Consider the following 18,944-nt stretch of genomic DNA (forward strand, 5'->3'; position numbering starts at 1 on the left):
GTACGCTCCTTGGCCGCAACTCGGATAGACCTCACCGCCTGCCCCGTCCCGTCCTGGCTGCCCGACGGCCATAGCCAGACGCTGTACGCGGCCTCGCTGGCCCAATATCACCGCATTGCCTTCGTGCGCGAGCGGGTGGATACGCCGGACACCGATTTCGTCGATTTCGACTGGACCGGGCCGGGCCTGTTTCCGCACAAGGCGGCCGACGGCCGCGCCGTCACGGGGGATGCGCCGGTCAACGGCAAGACCGCCGCGGCGCGCTGGATGACGCCCGAAGACTGGAGCTCCCTGCCCCGCAGCGCCGACACCCCGGCGCTGGTGCTGTTCCACGGCCTGGAAGGCGGCAGCGACAGCCGCTATGCCCAGTCCATCGCGCATCATTTCCGCGCACGCGGCTGGATCGTGGCGATCGCCCATTTCCGCGGCTGCTCGGGGGTGCCCAACCGCCTGGCGCGCGCCTATTACTCCGGAGACTCCGACGAAGTCGGCTTCATGCTGGAGACGGTGCGCGCGCGCATTCCGCAGGCGCGCTGGCACGCCGTGGGCGTTTCATTGGGCGGCAATGCCCTGCTCAAGTACCTGGGCGAACACGCCGACCGCACGCAATGGCTGGCGGGCGCGGCTGGCGTGTCCGTGCCGCTGGACCTGGTGGCCGGCGGCAAGGCGCTATGCCAGGGCTTTTTCGGCCGGCGCGTTTATACGCCCTATTTCCTGCGCACCATGAAGCACAAGGTGCTCGAGAAGGCCAAGCGCTTTCCGGGCGCCATCGATGTCATGCGCATCGCGCACGCGCGCGACCTGCGCGACTTCGACGACGCCTATACCGCGCCCATGCACGGCTTTCGCAATGCGCTCGATTACTGGACACGGGCCTCGAGCAAGCCGTGGCTGGCCAAGATCGCCGTGCCCACGCTGGTGCTCAATGCGCGCAACGATCCTTTCTTGCCGGAAAGCGCGCTGCCAGTGCCCGCCGAGTGCGCTGACGCCGTGCTGCTGCACCAGCCCGCCGCGGGCGGCCACGCGGGTTTCCCGACCGGCCCCTTCCCGGCCCACCTGAACTGGCTGCCGCAGCGGCTGGGCCGCTTTTTCGAGACCGGCAAATAAGCCGGCGCCCCTAGCCGGAACGGAAACGCTCCAGCAGCGCGCGCTCGTCGGCCAGTTTCTGCTTGACCTCCCGGATCTGCACGTCGATCTGGGACTGCTCATAAAAATCCGTGGACATATTGCGCGCCTGCTGCAGCTGCGACTCGGCAGCGGCATAAGCGCCCGTGGCCACATAGAAGCGGGCCATGTCGCGGCGCGCCTGGACCGGCCGGCCGGTGCGCTCCTGGCTCTGCGCCAGCAATTGATAAAGCTCGGGTTCGTCGCTGCCCCATTGCTGGATGCGCTGGCGCAGATAGGCCTGGGCCTCGGGATTGCGGCCGTTGTCCTGCAAGGCCTGGGCATAGGCCATGCCCAGGGCGCGGCGGTCGGGCCACTGCTTGATGGCGGCCTGCGCCAGCGCCAGCTGGCGCGCACCGTCCTTGCGCGCGGCGGCGATATCGATGGCGAGCTTGGCCATCTGCGGCGAGGTCCGCCCGTCGGCCGAGGCCTGGTCGAGGAAATTCTGCGCCTGGGCCGGATCATTGCGCTGGAAGTGGTAATAGGCCAGGCCATATTGCGCGGCGGCGCGGCGCACGCCCGACAAGGCCCGGCTTTCGTCCTGCAGCTGCTGCTGCGCCGTGCGCAGGCCGGTGGTGTCGCGTCCCTGGACCACGCGCATCTTGGCGCGTATGAACCAGAAATCATCGCTGTCGATATAGCGCGAGGCAGGCTGCTCGCGGATACGGTTCTGCACATCCGACATCCGCTCGATGGACAAGGGGTGGGTGCTGGCCCAGGCGCCGCCGCCCATGCCCTCGTTCAGGCGCGAGGCGTTCATGAGGCGCTCGAACATGCGGGCCATGCCGGAAGGGTCATAGCCGGCGCGGGTGAGCATTTGCAGCCCGGTGCGGTCGGCTTCTCGCTCGGCGTCGCGCGAAAAACCCAGTTGCCGGTTGATGGCGGCCGCCTGTCCGAAGGCAGCCACGCCCATGGCCAAATTGCCGCCGCCGCCGGCCAGCGCGGCCAGCAAGGCGGCCGCGAGACTGGCCATCATGACCACGCTGTTCTGGTTCTGCTGCGTCATGCCACGCGCGATGTGGCGCTGCACGACGTGGCCGATTTCGTGGGCCAGCACCGCGGCAAGCTCGGACTCGCTGGCCGACGAGACGATCAGCCCGGTATTGACGCCGATGAAGCCGCCCGGCATGGCGAAGGCGTTGATTTCGGGATCGCGCACTCCGAACATCTCGACATCGGGCACGCCCCCGGGCGAGAACGATGCCAGCTTGCGCCCCATGGTGGTGAGATACTGCGCCAGTTCGGGGTCATTGACATAGGTGGGATCGCGCCGCCCCTGCGCCATGATGGCTTCGCCCAGCTGCCTTTCCAGGGCGGGAGACAGGTCGGCCGACGAGGCCGCGCCCATGGAGGGCAGCCCCATGGGCTGGGCCATGGCCGGCGCCACCGGCAAGCCCAGCGCCAGGCAAAGCAGCGCGGCCAATGAACGATTTCCAGCCTTGAGCGAAAATAAGCGGGTATGGCGGTTCATGGCACTATGATAGCCAGAGCCGGAAAAAGTTTTTGCCATCAACCTACCTATCGATCAATTTTGTTGGAGTCTCGATGAAAACCGTGCGAAAGGCCGTCTTTCCCGTTGCTGGCATGGGGACGAGGTTTTTGCCCGCCACCAAGGCCATGCCCAAGGAAATGCTGCCGGTGGTCGACAAGCCCTTGATCCAGTACGCCGTGGAAGAAGCCGTGGCCGCGGGCATCACCGACCTGATCTTCGTCACCGGCCGCAACAAGCGCGCCATCGAGGATCATTTCGACACGGCGCCCGAACTTGAAACCGATCTCGAGAAAAAAGGCAAAAACGAGCTGCTCGCCCTGGTGCGCGATATTCTGCCTCCCCAGGTGAACTGTATCTATATCCGCCAGTCCGCCCCGCTGGGCCTGGGCCACGCCGTGCTTACCGCCGCGCCGGCGGTGGGCGATGAGCCTTTTGCCGTGTTGCTGGCAGACGACCTCATCGACGCTGACACGCCGGTGTTGTCGCAGCTGATCGCCTGCGCCACGGAACACAACGGCAGCGTGCTGGGCGTGCAGGAAGTCCCGCGCGAGGACACCCGCAAGTACGGCATCGTGGCCGCCACCGAAGTCGCGCCGCGCACCGAGCGCGTCTCGCACATGGTGGAAAAACCCGCCCCCGAGCAGGCGCCGTCCACGCTGGCCGTGGTGGGACGCTATGTGCTGGAGCCTCAGATCTTCGATCATCTGCGTTCCACGCAGATGGACAAGAGCAACGAAATCCAGCTCACCGATGGTATCGCGGCGATGATGCGCGAACGCGCGGTGTTCGCCTATCGCTACGAGGGGCGCCGCTTCGATTGCGGCAGCAAGGCCGGGATGTTCCAGGCCACGGTGGCCTTCGGCCGCAAGTACCACGGCCTGATCCCCGACTGAACGGGGGCGGGCCTCACACCCCGCCCTGGGCCGGGCCCGGCGACTGCCGGGCCAAGCGATCGACGCGCCGCAGGCGCCCCTTGGCGGACAGGCGCATCAGCGTGCCCAGGGCCACCAGCAAGCCCACCACCTCGACCAGCGCCGCCGGGATCCACATCGTGAGCCCGCCTATGGTCTGGTCGGTCTGGGCCGACATGGCGATCGCGCGCCCGCACAATTCGAACAACGGATAGATATCGCTCTCGGTGAAGGCGATGACCGCGCCCGCCACCATCTGCGGCGCCATGGTCAGGATGGGGGACAGCACCCGCCCGCCCGGCGACATGGCCGCCGGCGGACTGGGACGGCGGTCCAGGATGAGGTTCCAGTACATGAAGCCGCTGATGACCACGGACCAGTTCATCAGCCGGTACAGCCGCCAGTCCAGCATCGAGTAGAACTGGACAGTGGGCAGCAGCCAGACCAGCACCAGGAAGACGAAGAGCGCGGGCACGAAGATGCGGTGCGTGAGCAGGCCCACGAGCGCCCGGCCCCAGGCGGTGGCCAGGGCGTCGCGCAGGCGCCGGCGCCAGGCCAGGGGCAGACCCGCGCGCATCACCGAGCCCGGAAAGGCCGCCATGACCAGCAAGGGCCCCAGATGATGCAGAACCAGGTGTTGCGCGCGATGGATGAAGAACATGCGCTCGGCGTAATAGTCCAGCCGGGTATGCAGGGACAGATAGAGCAGCACCATGCCGCTCCAGAAGAATAATTGGCGCGCCAGCGTGACGCGATGCACGCGCTGGCCGCGCACAAAGAGCACGATGGCCACGGCAAAGGCCAGCACCAGCGTAGGAGAAAACTCCCAGGGAATGAGCCAAGCGAGAACATCCATGCCGCGACCGGACCTCCAGGAAACCTGAACGCTGCGCCAGGCCGCAGGGCGGCCGCCTGGATCTGATTGTAGCTAGAACCGCTGAGTCAGTCCCACGGCGACGCGCGTCGTGCGGGTGGCCTCCGGCGTGAAGGTGTCGTCCAGCGTGCCGTTGAGCAGGCGGCCGACAAAGGCATACACGCTCGCGCGCGCCGACAGGTCCTGGCGCCACCCCAGCGTGTAGAGCTGCACGGTGCGCGCGCGCTGGCCGTTGTCCCAATGCCAGTCCGGACGCGCCAGCGACGCTTGCACGAGGATGGCCGAGGCCGCGCCGACCGGCAGTTCCGCGCCCAGCAGCCAGGCATCGGCCCGCCCGCCCTGCACGAAAGCCAGCGGCCCCAGCCCCTCGACGCCGCCGCCGTCCTGCCCGACAAAGCCGTCGCGCTGGCGCGACCAGGCCAGCGAGACCTTCCAGTCCTCGGCCTGATAGGCCAGCCCGGCCTGCCAGGCCGTGGGCGCGCGCCCGGCCGCCGCGCTGCCGGCGCCCGGGTGCAGGCGATCCCAGGTCAGCACGGCCAGCCAGGGATCGGCCTCGTACTTGAGACCGGCGCTCCAGGCATGGCCACGCCCCTGCAGCGAGGGGCCGCCGGGGCCGGCCGCGTCGAAGGCATAGCCCAGGCCGGCTTGCCAAGCGCCCCATTGCGGCGTGTAGACATTGAGCAGATTGTCGCGGCGATAGTTGTCGGAGGCCTTGAACAGCGCGCCCATGCCCATCTCGCGCCAGGAGGCGACTTCGAGGGCGTTGCCATAGCTCATGGCTATGGTGGACTGCCGCCCCAGGCGGATCTCGCCCAGGCTGTCGCTGGCCAGCCCGACCCAACTGCCGTAGTCGAACAACTGGCCGGGATTGTCGGACTGCCCGTTGCCGGCGTCGAAACCGCTCTCGAGGCCGGCATTGACCCGCCAGCCCTGGCCCAGCGGCTCGGTCACGCGCAGGCCCCAGAGACTGTCGGTCTGCCCGCCCGACAGGATGCCGTTGCGCGTGCCGGAAGACTCGCCGCCGCTGACATGGGTGCTGGAGACGGCGGCATCCACCACGCCATAGAGCTGCAAGCCGGCCTCCTCGGCGTGGACGCCACCCGTCCAGGCCGAGGCGGCCAGGAGCACGCCCAGGACCCGGCGCGGCCCGCCTGCCCTCTTCTTATTGCCAGCCATAGCGCCGCACCCACACGTTTTTGAGAAGCTGGGTCAGGCAGGCGTAGCCCAGCAGGATGGCCGCGAGGAAAGGGAAATACGTCCAGGATAAAGGCTGCATGTCGAAATAGGCCGCCAAAGGCGTGAAAGGCAACAGCAGGCCGGCCAGCATCACCAGCGCCGTCATGACAAGCAGGGCGGGTGCCGCGCGGCTTTGCACGAAAGGAATATTGCGCGTACGGATCAGGTGCACGACCAGGGCCTGCGACAGCAGGCCTTCGACAAACCAGCCGGACTGGAACAAGGATTGATGCGCCGGCGAGTCGGCCCCGAAAACGTACCACATCAACGCAAAGGTCATGATGTCGAAGATCGAGCTGATGGGGCCGAAGAACACCATAAATCGGCCAAGCCCGGCAGGATCCCAGCGCTGCGGCGCCTGCAGCTGCTCGGCATCCACGCGGTCAAAGGGAATGGCGGTCTGCGAAAAATCGTAGAGCAGATTCTGCAGCAGCAACTGGATGGGCAGCATGGGCAGGAAAGGCAGGAAGGCGCTGGCCACCAACACGGAGAACACGTTGCCGAAGTTGGAACTGGCTGTCATCTTCAGGTACTTGAGCATGTTGCAGAAGATGCGGCGTCCCTCCACCACGCCGTCCTCCAGCACGGTGAGGCTTTTCTCGAGCAGGATGATGTCGGCGGCCTCCTTGGAAATATCCACGGCCGAATCCACCGAAATGCCGACGTCGGCCGCGCGCAGCGCTGGCGCATCGTTGATGCCATCGCCCATGAAGCCGACCGTGGCCCCCTGCGACCGCAGCGCGCGCACCAGCCGCTCCTTGTGGGCGGGCGTGAGTCTCGCGAACAGGGTCCCCCGGCGGGCGGCCTCGGCCAGCTCGGCGTCGTCCATGGCGTCCAGATCGTCGCCCAGGTAGCCGTGCTCCACATCCAGGCCCACTTCGCGGCAGACCTTCCGCGCCACGGCCTGCACGTCGCCGGTCAGCACCTTGACCGCGATGCCCGAGGCCATGAGCGCGCGCAGCGCGGGCGCGGCCGACTCCTTGGGCGGATCCAGGAAGGCGATATAACCCACCAGCGTCAGCGCGTTCTCGTCGGCGATCCGATAGGGGCCATGATCGGCCGGCAGGCGCTTGATGGCCACGGCAATGACGCGCAAGCCCTCGGCATTGAGTTCGCTGGTGCCGCGCCGGATCGCATCGCGCGCCGAGTCGTCCAGCCAGGCCTCGCCGTCGGCGGTGCTCACGCGCGTGCACGCCGACAGGATTTCCTCCAGGGCGCCCTTGCAGATCAGCTCATGGCTGCCGTCGCCGTCGCGCTCGCTCACCACCACCGACATGCGCCGGCGCGAAAAATCGAAGGGAATTTCGTCGATCTTCAGGTAGTTGGCCGCTGGATTGAGCTGGCGGCCGATCTCGGCGTGCTCCAGCACGGCGACATCCAGCAGGTTCTTCAAGCCCGTCTGGTAGTGGCTGTTGAGATAGGCATAGGCCAACACGGCGTCACTGGGTGCGCCGTCGACATCGATATGGCGCTCGAGCACGATGCGGTCCTGGGTCAACGTGCCGGTCTTGTCGGTGCACAGCACCGTCATGGCGCCGAGATTCTGGATGGCGTCCAGGCGCTTGACCACCACTTTCTTGCGCGACATGGCCACCGCGCCCTTGGCCAGGGTCGAGGTCACGATCATGGGCAGCATTTCCGGGGTCAGGCCCACGGCCACCGCCAGGGCGAACAGCAGCGCTTCGAGCCAGTCGCCCTTGGTCACGCCATTGATGAGAAAAACCAGCGGCACCATGACGAGCATGAAGCGGATCAGCACCCAGCTCACGCGGTTGATGCCGCGCTGGAACTGCGTGGGTGCGCGCGTGGTGGCGGTGACGGTGCCGGCCAGCTGGCCGAAGCTGCTTTGCCCGCCGGTGGCCAGCACCAGCGCCAGGGCCGAGCCGCTGACGACATTGGTGCCCATGAAGACGATATTCTCCAGCTCCAGCGCATTGCGCAGGCCGGGGCGCGGCTGCGCGAACTTCTCCACGGGCAGCGATTCGCCGGTCAGCGCGGCCTGGGCCACGAACAGGTCCTTGGCCGTCAGGATGCGGCAGTCGGCTGGCACCATGTCGCCGGCCGACAGTGCCACCACGTCGCCCGGCACCAGGTCGCGCAGGGGCAGCTCCAGGCCACGGGCCACGCCCGGCCGCAGGACGGTCGCGGTGTTCTGCACCATGGCGCGCAAGGCGTCGGCCGCGCGGTTGGAGCGCCGCTCCTGGACGAAGCGCAGGACGGTGGCGATCAGCACCATGCTGCCGATGATGACGACCGAGGCCCAGCTGCGCTCATCGGGCTGCGCCAGATGCACATCGGTGAACCAGGACAGCGCCGCCAGGGCGGTGAGCAGCAGGTTGAACGGGTTGCGGAAGGACAGCCACAAGTGCACGGGCCAGGACAGGGGACGCTCGTGGTCGACCTGGTTGGGTCCGTGCGCCAGGCGCGCGGCTTCGGCCTGGGCTTCGGTCAGGCCCAAGGGGCTGCTGCCCAGACCGGCATAGAGCGAGTCCAGCGGCACGTAGGCCAGCTCCAGCGTGCGCCCGCCACTGCGGCGGGCCATGTCGGCGGCCGCGCCGGGGTCGGCGCCGATCTGTTCGAGAATGGGATCGCGGCGGAAATAGCGGCCAACATGGCGCACCTGCGCCGCCGTGGAAAACAAGGCTTTGAGTACGTGCAGCATCGGAATTCTCCGAGGAGGACGCTGACGACAGGCGTGCGTCAGCGCCGGGATTCGACCGGAAGAAAATCGGCGATGCGCCGGGAAAGCGAGGAGTCGACAAGCAGCCGGCCGGATGGCCGGCTTATCCAGGAGACGTCAGATCCGAGTCCTCCGGCGACGGAGGGGTCGGATGTCACATCGCTCGGAGAGGCGTCGCGCCTTGCGCGCCCGGCGCCATCGAGGCTCGGGATCGGCGGTAGCGGGCATGGACGGACGCTCCTGGCAAGGGGGGAAGGGATGCGGACGCGAGAGGCTCAGGCGCCCGCGGAATGCGCGCCGAAACGCACTTGGCGCACGACCGGATTGGCGCTCAGGCGCTTGGCCTGGGACATCAGTTCGCCGCGCAGCTCGGGCGGACACTTGACGGTGACGCAGGCCGAGGCCAGGTCGGCATGCTGAGAGCTGTCCACCTGGAAATGCGCCACGCTCAGGCCGGCGGCGGAGAAGTCCAGGCAGATCTGCTTGCGCACGTCGCCCAGCGCATCGCGCGGGCATACCACGGTCAACCGCGAAGTCCCTTGGCGGCGGTTCTGGGAGCCGGCACGATCCACACCGGCACGACGCAGGAACAAGTCGAAAAAGCGCATGACGACCTCCGTACAGCAAAGCGGAGACGCACTGCGAGCACACGCACCGGCTCTCGCGGCACGCGCTTGCGCAGACGGACGGCGCAAGACATGGGCACGCGATAAAACGGCGGTTCTGGCGTAGGTGTTGGGGAGACTGCCCGGTCCGATCAGCTTGCTGCTGAAAGGCTCACCAGCACATCGGCCGCATTACGTCAGGGACGCATGGGGCGGTTTACTGGAGAGTCGGGCGGGACGCCGCAACCTGCATTGCTTGACAGGCGCGGCAGAGACGTTCTGCGTGATCCTGTTAAGCAGCGATGTCGATACTAGATCGACTACTACTGTCGCCGGAATCGGTGTTCACAGAACAACTCCTGAGATTGAAAACAGCAAGATTTTACGCGGGTTTGTACTGATGGACAAGGTTTTGCGCAAAAAAATCCCGGCGCGCCGGCGCCGGGATCGCCACGCCACGGTTCAGGCGTAGAAATGCCAGCCCAGGTAGGCGGCAAAGACGCCATACAGGCCGCCCACGGCGGCCAGGGCCGGCACGCTCATGCGCGCCTGGCGAAAGCGCAGCCACAGCAGCATGATGGCCACCAGCGTCATCAGGCCGGCGACCAGCAACGGGCCGTCCAGCAGCCAGGGCGTCATGAAGATTCCGAGCGCGCTGGGGATGGTGGCCTGGATCATCATGGCGCCGGAGATATTGGCCAGGGCCAGGCGTTCCTTGCCCTGGCGCACCCAGATCAGGGCGTTCATGATTTCGGGCAGCTCGGTGGCCACGGGGGCCAGCAGCAAGGCGGCCAGATGGGGCGATGCGCCCATGGCCACGCCGAGGAACTCGATCTGGCGCACGAACACATGCGAGGCGACGCCGATCACCACCAGGGCGAGCAGCGTCTGCGTACAGGACCAGAACAGCGAGGGGTCGGTGTCGCGCGGGCGCAGCTTGAGCGGTTCGAGGTCTTCGCAGTCCAGGCATTCTTCGTCATTGGAGAGTTCGCGCTTGACGTACAGCGCATACGTGCCCAGAAAGAGCAGGCCCAGCCAGGGCTTCCAGGCAAAGGCCAGCAAGCCCAGTCCGACCTTGAACACGAAAATGCCCATGAACCAGGCCTGGTCGCGCGCCAGGCGCGGCTGGTCGGCATTGATGGCCGAAGCGCGGCCGGCGCCCCGGGCGCGCAGCATCGTCAGCCCGACCACGGCATAAGCCAGGGTCGCCAGCACCAGCGGCCCGCCCATGGCGGCGCCCACGCCGATGTCCTTCTGCTCGGGGGTCTGGCCGAACACCACGGCCATGAAGGTGACCGCGCTTTCCGGCAAGGCCGTGCCGAAAGCGGCGAGAACCGTGCCGGTGGCGGTGGCGCCGAGGCGGAAATGGTGTCCGACCCATTCAACGCCATTGACGAAGAACTCACAGGCGAAATAGATGATCGCCGCGGCCAGCAGGAACAGGAATATCGAGAGAAACATGATAGGCAGCCGAGCGAGCAGATGACTTTGGCGCGACAACGCGGCTCGCCCGGCTGGGGTGAACGCGATGTGGCCAAAGGTCTCGCCGGGCGCTTGGCGGCTGCCGCGACACGGCACCGCAAGGCTGCCAGCGCCATGGGGATGAACCACCAAGTTTGTTGACGCTGACTCCTTTGGGGATACAAAGGATGGCTACTCCCCAATGACAGTGGCGCGATTGTAGCAGCGTCGCGGCAAAAGGCCAGCGATGCCCTGCGCGGCTTACGGTACAGTAGGCAGGTTGCCCTTCCGTTACCCGAGCCCGTCCCATGAGCCTGCCCGCCGACGATCTCTCCCCCTTCGCGGCACGCCGCCGCCGCGTCCTGGACTGGATGCAGGCCCAGGGCGGCGGCGTGGCCGTCCTCGCCACCGCGCCGCAGGCCATGCGCAACCGCGACGCCGACTATCCCTATCGCCACGACAGCGACTTCTATTACCTGACGGGCTTCATCGAACCCGAGGCCTGGCTGGTGCTGATCGCGGGCGCCAGTCCGCGCGCCGTGCTCTTTTGCCGCGCCCGCAACGAGGCGCATGAGATCTGGGAAGGCTTGCGTGTCGGCCCGGAGGCGGCCGCCGCGCGGTTCGGCATGGACGACGCCCATCCGGTGGACAGCCTGGACGAGCTGTTGCCCGAATGGCTGCTGGACCAGCCTTCGCTCTGGCTGTCGCAGACGGCCAGCGAGGCCACGAACAAGCGCATCCAGGCCTGGATGCAGGCCGCGCGCGGCCTGGGACGCAGCGGCGCCCGCCCGCCCTCGGCGCTGCGTGACCTCAATCCGCTGCTGGCCGACATGCGCCTGGTCAAGGATGCCGCCGAGATCGCCTCCATGCGGCGCGCCGCGCGGATTTCGGCCGGCGCGCATGCGCGCGCCATGCGCCATGTGCGGCCGGGCATGCGCGAATACGAACTGGAGGCCGAATTGCTGCATGAATTCCGCCGCCATGGCGCGCAGGGCGTGGCCTACAACAGTATCGTGGCCTCGGGCGCCAATGCCTGCATCCTGCATTACCAGGCCGGCGACGCCGAGCTGCGCGATGGCGAGCTGGTCCTGATCGATGCCGGCTGCGAGTACGACAGCTATGCCTCGGATATCACCCGCACCTTCCCGGTCAATGGGCGCTACAGCGGCGCGCAGCGCGCCCTCTACGACCTGACGGCGGCGGCGCAGGAAGCGGCCGCGGCCGCCACCGCGCCGGGGCGCAGCTGGGACGACGGCCACCAGGCGGCGCTGCGGGTGCTGGCCCAGGGCATGCTGGACGAAAAACTGCTGCGCGGCAGCCTGGACGGGGTGCTGGAATCCGGCGCCTACACCCGCTTCTACATGCACCGCACCGGTCACTGGCTGGGGCTGGACGTCCACGATGTCGGCGACTACCGCGCCGCGGCGCCCTCCCCCGGGGCGGCCCGCCCCTGGCGGACACTGGAGCCCGGCATGATGCTGACCATAGAGCCCGGCATCTATGTGCGCCGCGCCGACGACGTGCCGGCCCGGTTCTGGGATATTGGCATCCGCATCGAAGACGACGCCCTGGTCACCGAGACGGGCTGCGAACTGATCACCCGCGGCGTGCCTGTCGATGCACGGGAAATCGAAGCGCTGATGCGGGAATGACGGCCGGCGGCCCCGGCGCTAGAACACGTAGCCGTCGAGCCAGCCCATGGCCGTCCATACGTAGACCACCACCATGGCGACCGCGAGCATGGAAACGATGCCGCCGGCCAGGCAGGACAAGAGGGCGACCAGGACGGCGGGCCAGCCGGTGCGCGAGACCGGGCCCAGGCCGGGGTTGTAGCGCTGGTCGAATTTCTGGTCGGCCATGAGGCTGTAGACGGCGGCCTCGATGAAACCGGCGATCATGGGGATGAAGAGCAGGAAGAAGGCCGGGTTGTCCCACCACGAGTCGAAGGCCCGCGTGCCGGCCAGGCACAGGGCGGCATAAAGCGTCACGATCCAGGCATGGCGGCGCCCCAGATACCAGCCCTGGGCGCCGACCACGCCCAGCAGACAGGCCAGCAGCCCCGCGACCACCTTGCTGCGCGGCGCGCGCGGCGGCGTTGCCAATGTCTGGGCCTGCGTCATCATGAGCCTCCGGAGCGGGCGGGCGCGGCCCGCGGGTCGAGCCACATTCTAGGGCCGGCGCGCGGCAAGTTGAACCCCCGGTAAAATCCCGGCTATGAATCTATCGGTGTATGACGTTGCGATCCTGGGGGCGGGGCCGGTGGGCCAGGCGCTGGCGCTGCTGCTGGCGCGCGCCTGGCCGCAGCCCGAACGCATTGCGCTGCTGGCGGGCCAGCCCGTCCAGGCTCGGGCGCTGCCGGCCGCCGACCCGCGCGTGCTGGCGATGAACCACGGCAGCCGCGTCTTGCTCGAAAGCCTGGACGCCTGGCCCGCGCAGCATGCCGACATCCGCCACATCCATGTGTCACAGCGCGGCCGCCTGGGCCGCACCCTCATCGACAGCGAGGATTTCGGCGTGCCGCAGCTCGGCAGCGTCGTGCCCTATGCCGGGCTGCACGGCCGCCTGGCCGAGCGCGTGGCGCAAAGCGGCGTGACCGTCCTGAACGGCCCGGCGGCCAGCGTCCGCGCCCAGGGTCCGGACGGCGTCCTGCTGGCTCAGGGCGAGACCCGGCTGTCCTGCCGGATCGCCGTGCAATGCGACGGCGCCGGCGGCACGGACCTGCGGCGCGATTACGGCCAGCATGCCGTCATCACCAGCGCGCGGGCCAGCCTGCCCCGCGCCGGCTGGGCCTGGGAACGCTTCACCTCCGAAGGGCCCCTGGCGCTGCTGCCGCATCCGCAGCTGCCCGACACCTATTCCGTGGTCTGGTGCGTGGCGCCGGCACGCGCCCAGGCGTTGGCCGCCCTGGACGACACGCAGTTTTCCGCCCAGCTGAGCGCCGCCTTCGGCCAGCGGCTGGGCCGGCTGCACAGCCAGGCCCCGCGCCACATCTTTCCCCTGGAGCTCAAGGCGCGCCACGCGCAGGCGCAGGGGCGTGTCGCCACCATAGGCAACGCCGCCCAGACCTTGCATCCCGTGGCCGGGCAAGGGCTGAACCTCGGCCTGCGCGATGCCGCGCAATTGGCCCAATCCCTGCAGGGCTGGCGCGACGGCGATGATCCGCGCGCCCGCCTGGCCGATTTTGCCCGCGCCCGCAGCGCCGACCGTTGGATCACGGCCGGCCTGACCGACCTCATGCCGCGCGTCTTCGCCACCGGCCTGGCGCCGGTCGAGCATGCCTGCGGCCTGGCCCTGCTCGCCCTGGACCTGTCCTCGCCCCTGCGCGCGCCGCTGGCGCGCCATCTTCTGCAGGGGTTGCGCGTCTAGGCTGTCCCAACGGGCGTGTTCTTCCCGAACGCCCTTCGCAATCGGCCTCTTCAGAGGGGTCTGGCGCCGCCGTTGCCTCCGGATTCATATTCCGCGGGGCCGGGCAAAACGGGGCCGGGCCCAAGACGGTTAAAATGTGAGCATGCGCATCGGCCCCTGGTCTCTTTCCAACAACGTTTTCGTCGCCCCCATGGCCGGGGTGACGGATCGTCCTTTCCGCCAGCTCTGCAAGCGGCTGGGCGCGGGCTACGCTGTGTCCGAGATGGCCGCGAGCAACCCGCGCCTGTGGGACAGCGTCAAGACGTCGCGCCGGTTGAACCATGAAGGCGAGATGGCGCCCGTTTCGGTGCAGATCGCCGGCGCTGACCCCGAAATGATGGCCGAAGCCGCCGTGTTCAATGTGAACAAGGGCGCGCGCATCATCGATATCAACATGGGCTGCCCGGTCAAGAAGGTCTGCAACCTGGCCTCCGGCTCGGCGCTGCTGCGCCACGAGGATCTCATCGCCCGCATCCTGGATGCGGTGGTGGGCGCCTGCGCGCCGCTGGGCGTGCCGGTCACGCTCAAGACCCGCACCGGCTGGGACCGCGAAAGCCGCAATGCCCTGCGCGTGGCCCGGCTGGCCGAGCAAAGCGGCATCGCGGCCCTGACCCTGCACGGCCGCACCCGCTGCGACCTGTATGCCGGGCAGGCCGAATACGACACCATCCGGGCCGTCAAGGCCGAGATCGGCATTCCGGTCGTGGCCAACGGCGATATCGACAGCCCCGAAAAAGCCCGCCAGGTGCTCGACTACACCGGCGCGGACGCCGTGATGATAGGGCGCGCCGCGCAGGGCCGGCCCTGGATTTTCCGCGAAATCGATCATTTCCTGCGCACCGGCCAGACGCTCGCCCCGCCCAGCCTCGCCGAGATGCGCGACCTGCTGCTCGAGCACCTGGACGATCACTATCGTTTCTATGGCGAACATACCGGCGTGCGCACGGCGCGCAAGCACATCGGCTGGTATATCGACGTCCTGCCGGGCGCGCAGGCCTTCCGCGCCCGCATGAACCTCATCGACAACACCGCCGAGCAGTTCCGGGCGGTGGCCGACTGGTTCGATCACTCGCTTATGGGTGGCGGCAATCCAAGCCCTGCCGCCACCTCGAACTTGCTGGCGGCATGAGCGCCAGCCCCACCATAAAAATATCTGTACTCAAAACCAAAATGAGCAAAAAAGATGTCCTGGAAGAATGCGTGCGCGCCAGCCTGGAGCGCTATTTCGAAGACCTGGGTGATTCCGAGCCCCACGATATGTGGGACATGGTGATGCGCTGCGTCGAGCGCCCGGTCCTCGAAGTCGCCCTGGAACGAGCTGGCGGCAACCAGTCGCGCGCTTCCGAAATGCTGGGCATCACCCGCAATACGCTGCGCAAGAAACTGCTGGCGCACAACATCCAGCCCTGAAGGGCGGATCGACGGATTTCCCTGTATCCGCGTCCCTCGCCGGACGCCCCTGACCCACCACCATCATGAAAATCGAAACTGCCCTGCTTTCGGTGTCCGACAAGACCGGCATCGTGGAATTCGCCCGCGCGCTGGCCGCGCGCGGCGTGCGCCTGCTCTCTACCGGGGGCACCGCCCGCCTGCTGGCCGAATCCGGCCTGACCGTCACCGAAGTGGCCCAGCACACCGGCTCGCCGGAAATCCTCGATGGGCGCGTCAAGACGCTGCACCCGAAGATCCACGGCGGCCTGCTGGCGCGCCGCGACAGCCAGGAGCACATGGACACGATCGCCGCCTCGGGCATCGACCGCATCGACATGCTGGTGGTCAATCTCTACCCCTTCCGTGAAACCGTGGCTAAGCCCGGCTGCACCTTCGCCGACGCGGTCGAGAACATCGATATCGGCGGCCCGGCCATGCTGCGCGCCGCGGCCAAGAACCACGGCACCGAGGCCGGCGGCGTGACCGTCGTCATCGATCCGGCCGATTACAGCCGCGTGCTGTCCGAGATCGACCAGGGCGGCGGCACCTCCTACGCCCTGCGCCTGGCGCTGGCCGCCAAGGTCTATGCGCACACCGCCTCCTATGACGGCGCCATCGCCGCCTACCTCACCAGCCTGGCCGAGCCCGCGCCGGCCCAGGACGCCGTGCCGGCCCGCCATGAATGGCCGCGCACCCTGACCATCCAAGTGCAGCAGGAACAAGCCCTGCGCTATGGCGAGAACCCGCACCAGACCGCGGCCTTCTACGTGGATCCGCAGCGCCCCTCCGGCCTGCTGGGCAATTACCGCCAACTGCAAGGCAAGGAGCTGTCGTACAACAACATCGCCGACGCCGACGCGGCCTGGGAATGCGTGCGCAGCTTCGATACCCCGGCCTGCGTCATCGTCAAGCATGCCAATCCCTGCGGCGTGGCCGTGGCCAGCGGCAACCTGGAGGCCTACCAGAAGGCCTTCAAGACCGACCCGACGTCCGCTTTCGGCGGCATCATCGCCTTCAACCGCCCGGTCGACGCGGCCACCGCCGAAGCCGTGAGCGGGCAGTTCCTGGAAGTGCTGCTCGCGCCGGCCTATGACGGCGCCGCGCTGGCCATCCTGGCCGCCAAGAAGAACGTGCGTGTGCTCGAAGTGCCGGCGGGCGCGGGCCAGAACGCCTTCGACGTCAAGCGCGTGGGCGGCGGCTGGCTGGTGCAGACGCCGGATGCCTTCCAGGTGCCGCGCGACGCCCTGAAGGTCGTGAGCAAGCGCCAGCCCACCGAAGCCGAGATGAATGACCTCGCCTTCGCCTGGAAGGTCGCCAAGTACGTCAAGTCCAACGCCATCGTGTTCGTCGGCGGCGGCATGACGCTGGGCGTGGGCGCCGGGCAGATGAGCCGCATCGATTCGGCCCGCATCGCCTCGATCAAGGCCGAGAACGCCGGCCTGACGCTGCAGGGCTCGGCCGTGGCCTCGGATGCCTTCTTCCCCTTCCGCGACGGCCTGGACGTGGTCGTGGCCGCGGGCGCGACCTGCGTGATCCAGCCCGGCGGCAGCGTGCGCGATGACGAGGTCATCGCCGCGGCCGACGAGCATGGCATCGCCATGGTCCTGACCGGCACCCGCCACTTCCGCCACTGATGCGCGTCCTCGGCATCGACCCCGGCCTGCGCCGCACCGGCTTCGGTGTGATCGATGCCGAAGGCATGCGCCTGCGCTATGTGGCCAGCGGCACCATCGTGGTGCCGCCGGAGCTGGCGCTGGCGCAGCGCCTGAAGGTCATCCTCGACAATCTGCGCGAGGTGGCGCGCGAGACGCGGCCCGATGTGGCCGCGCTCGAAATCGTCTTCCTGAACGCCAATCCATCCTCCACCCTGCTGCTGGGCCATGCCCGCGGCGCGGCATTGTGCGCGCTGGCCGAAAGCGCGCTGGACGTGCACGAATACACGGCGCTGCAAATCAAGAAGTCCGTGGTCGGCACTGGCCGCGCGGCCAAGGAACAGGTGCAGATGATGGTCCAGCACCTGCTGTCACTGGACGGCACGCCCGCGCCCGACTCCGCCGATGCGCTGGCCTGCGCCATCTGCCACGCCCATACCGGGCCGCTGCAAAGCCGCCTGGCGCCCCTGTCCACCGTCTCGCGCACGGGCAAGGCGCGGGTGCGCAACGGGCGCCTGCTGGGCTGAGCGTATAGAATCGCGCCATCGGGGCCGACCCACCGGCGCCCCCCTCTTCAGGCAAGATTCTCCCCATGATAGGTCGCATCACCGGAACCCTGATCGAAAAAGCGCCGCCCGTGGTCTGCGTGGACGTCAACGGCGTAGGCTATGAGATCGACGTGCCCATGAGCACGCTGTACGCGCTGCCGGACAATGGCGCGCGCGTCACGCTCTTCACGCACCTGGTGGTGCGCGAGGACGCGCATCTGCTCTATGGTTTCGGCACCCCCAGCGAGCGCGCCGCCTTCCGCGAGCTGATCAAGGTCAGCGGCATCGGCGCGCGCACCGCGCTGGCCGTGCTGTCCGGCATGTCGGTGGCCGAACTCTCGCAGGCCATCACGCTGCAGGAAAGCGGCCGGCTGACCCGCGTGCCCGGCATCGGCAAGAAAACGGCCGAACGCCTGCTGCTGGAGATGCGCGGCAAACTGGGCGCCGACATCGGCGCCACCCCGCATGCCGTGCCCGACAGCCAGGGCGACATCCTCAACGCGCTGGTCGCCCTGGGCTACTCGGAGAAAGAATCGCTGGCCGCGCTCAAGACGCTGCCCGAGGGCGTCGGCGTCTCCGATGGCATCCGCCAGGCGCTCAAGGCGCTGGCGCGCTAGGCGCGCCGGGCAGCCTTACTGGAACTGCACGCTCTCGTACTCGGTGACATACACCCCGCCAGTCGTCTTGCTGCTTAACCCCAGCGCCAGCTTGTAGTCCACCAGCCAGCCGTAGACCACTTCGCGCTGCGTGACGGCATTCTCGTTGGCATCGACGCAGGTCATGTCGATGGCCTGACCTGCCAAGCCGGGCAGCAGCTTGCTGGCCGGATAGGCGGCGCCCGTCCTGCATACGCGCAACCACGGCCGTCCCGTGTCCAGGGGGTCCTTGGTGCCCTCGCGGAACTCGAAACGGTACTCGCTGTTCTCCTTCACATCGGCCAGGCTGTCCCAGGCCTTGGCCGCGCGCGAATAGCGCGGCGGCGCGGTCATTGCCCGGCTCGGAATGGCGCTCTGGACGCCCAGGGCCACCGCGCCGTGGTAGACCGCGGCAAAGAACCGGTTGACCAACAGGCCGTTGGCCTCGTTCTTGCCGATCTGGCGCAGCATGCCATCATCCCGGTCGTTGATGAAAATGGTCTCGAAGACCAGCTTGTCTTCCGGCTTTTTCTTGTCGAAGCTGGACCCCTTGACCACGGCGCGCTTGAAGGGATAGGGATCGGCGCCCGGCGGCTTGATCAGCGCCTGGGTGGCCACAGGCAATGCAGCATAGGAAAACGTATTGGCGGAATAGCCTTCCGGGTCGGTCGTCATGGGCTGGACTTTCATATTGCCCGCGCAACCGCTCAACGCAACACTGGCCGCGACCGCGGCCAGGCGAAGCTTGTGATGCATCACCAAGCACCTCTGGATTTGACGAAAGTGGGAAGCCCGGCGGCGAGAACCGCCCCGGGTAAGGCTCAAACGGGAAAAATCAGGCAGGCGATCA

Annotated in this window: 17 protein-coding genes and 1 riboswitch; of the genes, 9 read left to right on the forward strand and 8 right to left on the reverse strand. The window is 67.8% G+C overall.

All coding sequences use genetic code 11. From position 1 onward, the window contains the following. The first annotated feature begins 9 nt into the window (after positions 1–9). On the forward strand, positions 10–1,107 hold the full coding sequence (locus tag AXA74_RS03765; RefSeq protein WP_029578972.1) for a YheT family hydrolase: 1,098 nt from the start codon (positions 10–12) through the stop codon (positions 1,105–1,107). Between the two features lie 10 nt (positions 1,108–1,117). Here AXA74_RS03765 and AXA74_RS03770 read toward each other — a convergent pair whose 3' ends face one another. Beyond that, positions 1,118–2,635, reverse strand: coding sequence for a M48 family metalloprotease (locus AXA74_RS03770; RefSeq protein WP_029578971.1), 1,518 nt, complete (start codon positions 2,633–2,635; stop codon positions 1,118–1,120). Positions 2,636–2,709: 74 nt separating this feature from the next. Here AXA74_RS03770 and galU point away from each other — a divergent pair, with 74 nt between their 5' ends. Continuing rightward, a complete protein-coding gene (gene galU / locus AXA74_RS03775) occupies positions 2,710–3,549 on the forward strand; it encodes a UTP--glucose-1-phosphate uridylyltransferase GalU (RefSeq protein WP_029578970.1) in 840 nt (279 codons plus the stop codon). Positions 3,550–3,562: 13 nt separating this feature from the next. Here the strand turns inward: galU and AXA74_RS03780 are convergent, their stop codons facing one another. The 5 genes from AXA74_RS03780 to AXA74_RS03800 form a co-directional block, all read right to left on the reverse strand. After that, complete coding sequence (locus AXA74_RS03780) at positions 3,563–4,423, reverse strand: cytochrome c oxidase assembly protein (protein ID WP_029578969.1); 861 nt, start codon at positions 4,421–4,423, stop codon at positions 3,563–3,565. 72 nt (positions 4,424–4,495) lie between these two features. Next, positions 4,496–5,617 carry a porin gene (locus AXA74_RS03785; RefSeq protein WP_032954845.1) on the reverse strand — a complete coding sequence of 374 codons (1,122 nt, stop codon included), beginning with the start codon at positions 5,615–5,617 and terminating at the stop codon, positions 4,496–4,498. Beyond that, positions 5,604–8,339 carry a magnesium-translocating P-type ATPase gene (mgtA, locus tag AXA74_RS03790; RefSeq protein ID WP_032954844.1) on the reverse strand — a complete coding sequence of 912 codons (2,736 nt, stop codon included), beginning with the start codon at positions 8,337–8,339 and terminating at the stop codon, positions 5,604–5,606. Before mgtA ends, AXA74_RS03785 begins: the two co-directional genes overlap by 14 nt. A 293-nt stretch (positions 8,340–8,632) precedes the next feature. Further along, positions 8,633–8,965, reverse strand: a complete 333-nt coding sequence (locus tag AXA74_RS03795; protein ID WP_029578966.1) for a hypothetical protein — start codon at positions 8,963–8,965, stop codon at positions 8,633–8,635. Positions 8,966–9,424: 459 nt separating this feature from the next. Further along, a complete protein-coding gene (locus tag AXA74_RS03800; RefSeq protein ID WP_029578965.1) occupies positions 9,425–10,423 on the reverse strand; it encodes a sodium:calcium antiporter in 999 nt (332 codons plus the stop codon). 87 nt (positions 10,424–10,510) lie between these two features. Then, a riboswitch (yybP-ykoY riboswitch) is annotated at positions 10,511–10,636 on the reverse strand. A 95-nt stretch (positions 10,637–10,731) separates the two neighbouring features. On the opposite strand from AXA74_RS03800, the gene AXA74_RS03805 reads away from it, so the two are divergent. Then, on the forward strand, positions 10,732–12,075 hold the full coding sequence (locus tag AXA74_RS03805; protein WP_029578964.1) for an aminopeptidase P N-terminal domain-containing protein: 1,344 nt from the start codon (positions 10,732–10,734) through the stop codon (positions 12,073–12,075). 18 nt (positions 12,076–12,093) lie between these two features. Here AXA74_RS03805 and AXA74_RS03810 read toward each other — a convergent pair whose 3' ends face one another. Beyond that, the gene (locus tag AXA74_RS03810; RefSeq protein ID WP_029578963.1) at positions 12,094–12,543 is read right to left on the reverse strand and encodes a TM2 domain-containing protein; all 450 of its coding nucleotides are present in this window, start codon (positions 12,541–12,543) and stop codon (positions 12,094–12,096) included. Positions 12,544–12,637: 94 nt separating this feature from the next. On the opposite strand from AXA74_RS03810, the gene AXA74_RS03815 reads away from it, so the two are divergent. From AXA74_RS03815 to ruvA, 6 genes are all read left to right on the forward strand, one after another. Further along, positions 12,638–13,789, forward strand: coding sequence for a UbiH/UbiF/VisC/COQ6 family ubiquinone biosynthesis hydroxylase (locus AXA74_RS03815; protein WP_029578962.1), 1,152 nt, complete (start codon positions 12,638–12,640; stop codon positions 13,787–13,789). Positions 13,790–13,931: 142 nt separating this feature from the next. Continuing rightward, complete coding sequence (gene dusB / locus AXA74_RS03820; protein ID WP_032977833.1) at positions 13,932–14,957, forward strand: tRNA dihydrouridine synthase DusB; 1,026 nt, start codon at positions 13,932–13,934, stop codon at positions 14,955–14,957. A 41-nt stretch (positions 14,958–14,998) separates the two neighbouring features. After that, on the forward strand, positions 14,999–15,238 hold the full coding sequence (locus AXA74_RS03825; protein ID WP_029578960.1) for a helix-turn-helix domain-containing protein: 240 nt from the start codon (positions 14,999–15,001) through the stop codon (positions 15,236–15,238). 65 nt (positions 15,239–15,303) lie between these two features. Continuing rightward, positions 15,304–16,893 (forward strand): bifunctional phosphoribosylaminoimidazolecarboxamide formyltransferase/IMP cyclohydrolase, encoded by a 1,590-nt coding sequence (gene purH, locus AXA74_RS03830; protein WP_032954842.1) that lies wholly within the window; start codon positions 15,304–15,306, stop codon positions 16,891–16,893. Next, a complete protein-coding gene (gene ruvC / locus AXA74_RS03835) occupies positions 16,893–17,438 on the forward strand; it encodes a crossover junction endodeoxyribonuclease RuvC (protein WP_029578958.1) in 546 nt (181 codons plus the stop codon). The genes purH and ruvC overlap by 1 nt, the downstream gene beginning before the upstream one ends. Before the next feature lie 65 nt (positions 17,439–17,503). After that, positions 17,504–18,076: a Holliday junction branch migration protein RuvA gene (ruvA, locus tag AXA74_RS03840; protein ID WP_029578957.1), complete on the forward strand. Its 573-nt coding sequence runs from the start codon at positions 17,504–17,506 to the stop codon at positions 18,074–18,076. Between the two features lie 15 nt (positions 18,077–18,091). On the opposite strand, the gene AXA74_RS03845 is transcribed toward ruvA, so the two are convergent. After that, positions 18,092–18,850, reverse strand: coding sequence for a hypothetical protein (locus tag AXA74_RS03845; protein ID WP_223850498.1), 759 nt, complete (start codon positions 18,848–18,850; stop codon positions 18,092–18,094). Positions 18,851–18,944 lie beyond the last annotated feature (94 nt).

This window comes from Bordetella hinzii LMG 13501, from assembly GCF_001548475.1.
Taxonomy (GTDB): domain Bacteria; phylum Pseudomonadota; class Gammaproteobacteria; order Burkholderiales; family Burkholderiaceae_B; genus Bordetella; species Bordetella hinzii.

Coding starts and splice junctions, on each gene's coding strand:
- mgtA (WP_032954844.1), bottom strand. CDS start 8,339: ATGCTGCACGTACTCAAAGCCTTGTTTTCCACGGCGGCGCAGGTGCGC.
- AXA74_RS03810 (WP_029578963.1), bottom strand. CDS start 12,543: ATGACGCAGGCCCAGACATTGGCAACGCCGCCGCGCGCGCCGCGCAGC.
- AXA74_RS03825 (WP_029578960.1), top strand. CDS start 14,999: ATGAGCAAAAAAGATGTCCTGGAAGAATGCGTGCGCGCCAGCCTGGAG.
- AXA74_RS03805 (WP_029578964.1), top strand. CDS start 10,732: ATGAGCCTGCCCGCCGACGATCTCTCCCCCTTCGCGGCACGCCGCCGC.
- purH (WP_032954842.1), top strand. CDS start 15,304: ATGAAAATCGAAACTGCCCTGCTTTCGGTGTCCGACAAGACCGGCATC.
- AXA74_RS03845 (WP_223850498.1), bottom strand. CDS start 18,850: ATGCATCACAAGCTTCGCCTGGCCGCGGTCGCGGCCAGTGTTGCGTTG.
- ruvC (WP_029578958.1), top strand. CDS start 16,893: ATGCGCGTCCTCGGCATCGACCCCGGCCTGCGCCGCACCGGCTTCGGT.
- AXA74_RS03800 (WP_029578965.1), bottom strand. CDS start 10,423: ATGTTTCTCTCGATATTCCTGTTCCTGCTGGCCGCGGCGATCATCTAT.
- AXA74_RS03770 (WP_029578971.1), bottom strand. CDS start 2,635: ATGAACCGCCATACCCGCTTATTTTCGCTCAAGGCTGGAAATCGTTCA.
- AXA74_RS03780 (WP_029578969.1), bottom strand. CDS start 4,423: ATGGATGTTCTCGCTTGGCTCATTCCCTGGGAGTTTTCTCCTACGCTG.
- galU (WP_029578970.1), top strand. CDS start 2,710: ATGAAAACCGTGCGAAAGGCCGTCTTTCCCGTTGCTGGCATGGGGACG.
- AXA74_RS03785 (WP_032954845.1), bottom strand. CDS start 5,617: ATGGCTGGCAATAAGAAGAGGGCAGGCGGGCCGCGCCGGGTCCTGGGC.
- AXA74_RS03815 (WP_029578962.1), top strand. CDS start 12,638: ATGAATCTATCGGTGTATGACGTTGCGATCCTGGGGGCGGGGCCGGTG.
- dusB (WP_032977833.1), top strand. CDS start 13,932: ATGCGCATCGGCCCCTGGTCTCTTTCCAACAACGTTTTCGTCGCCCCC.
- AXA74_RS03795 (WP_029578966.1), bottom strand. CDS start 8,965: ATGCGCTTTTTCGACTTGTTCCTGCGTCGTGCCGGTGTGGATCGTGCC.
- ruvA (WP_029578957.1), top strand. CDS start 17,504: ATGATAGGTCGCATCACCGGAACCCTGATCGAAAAAGCGCCGCCCGTG.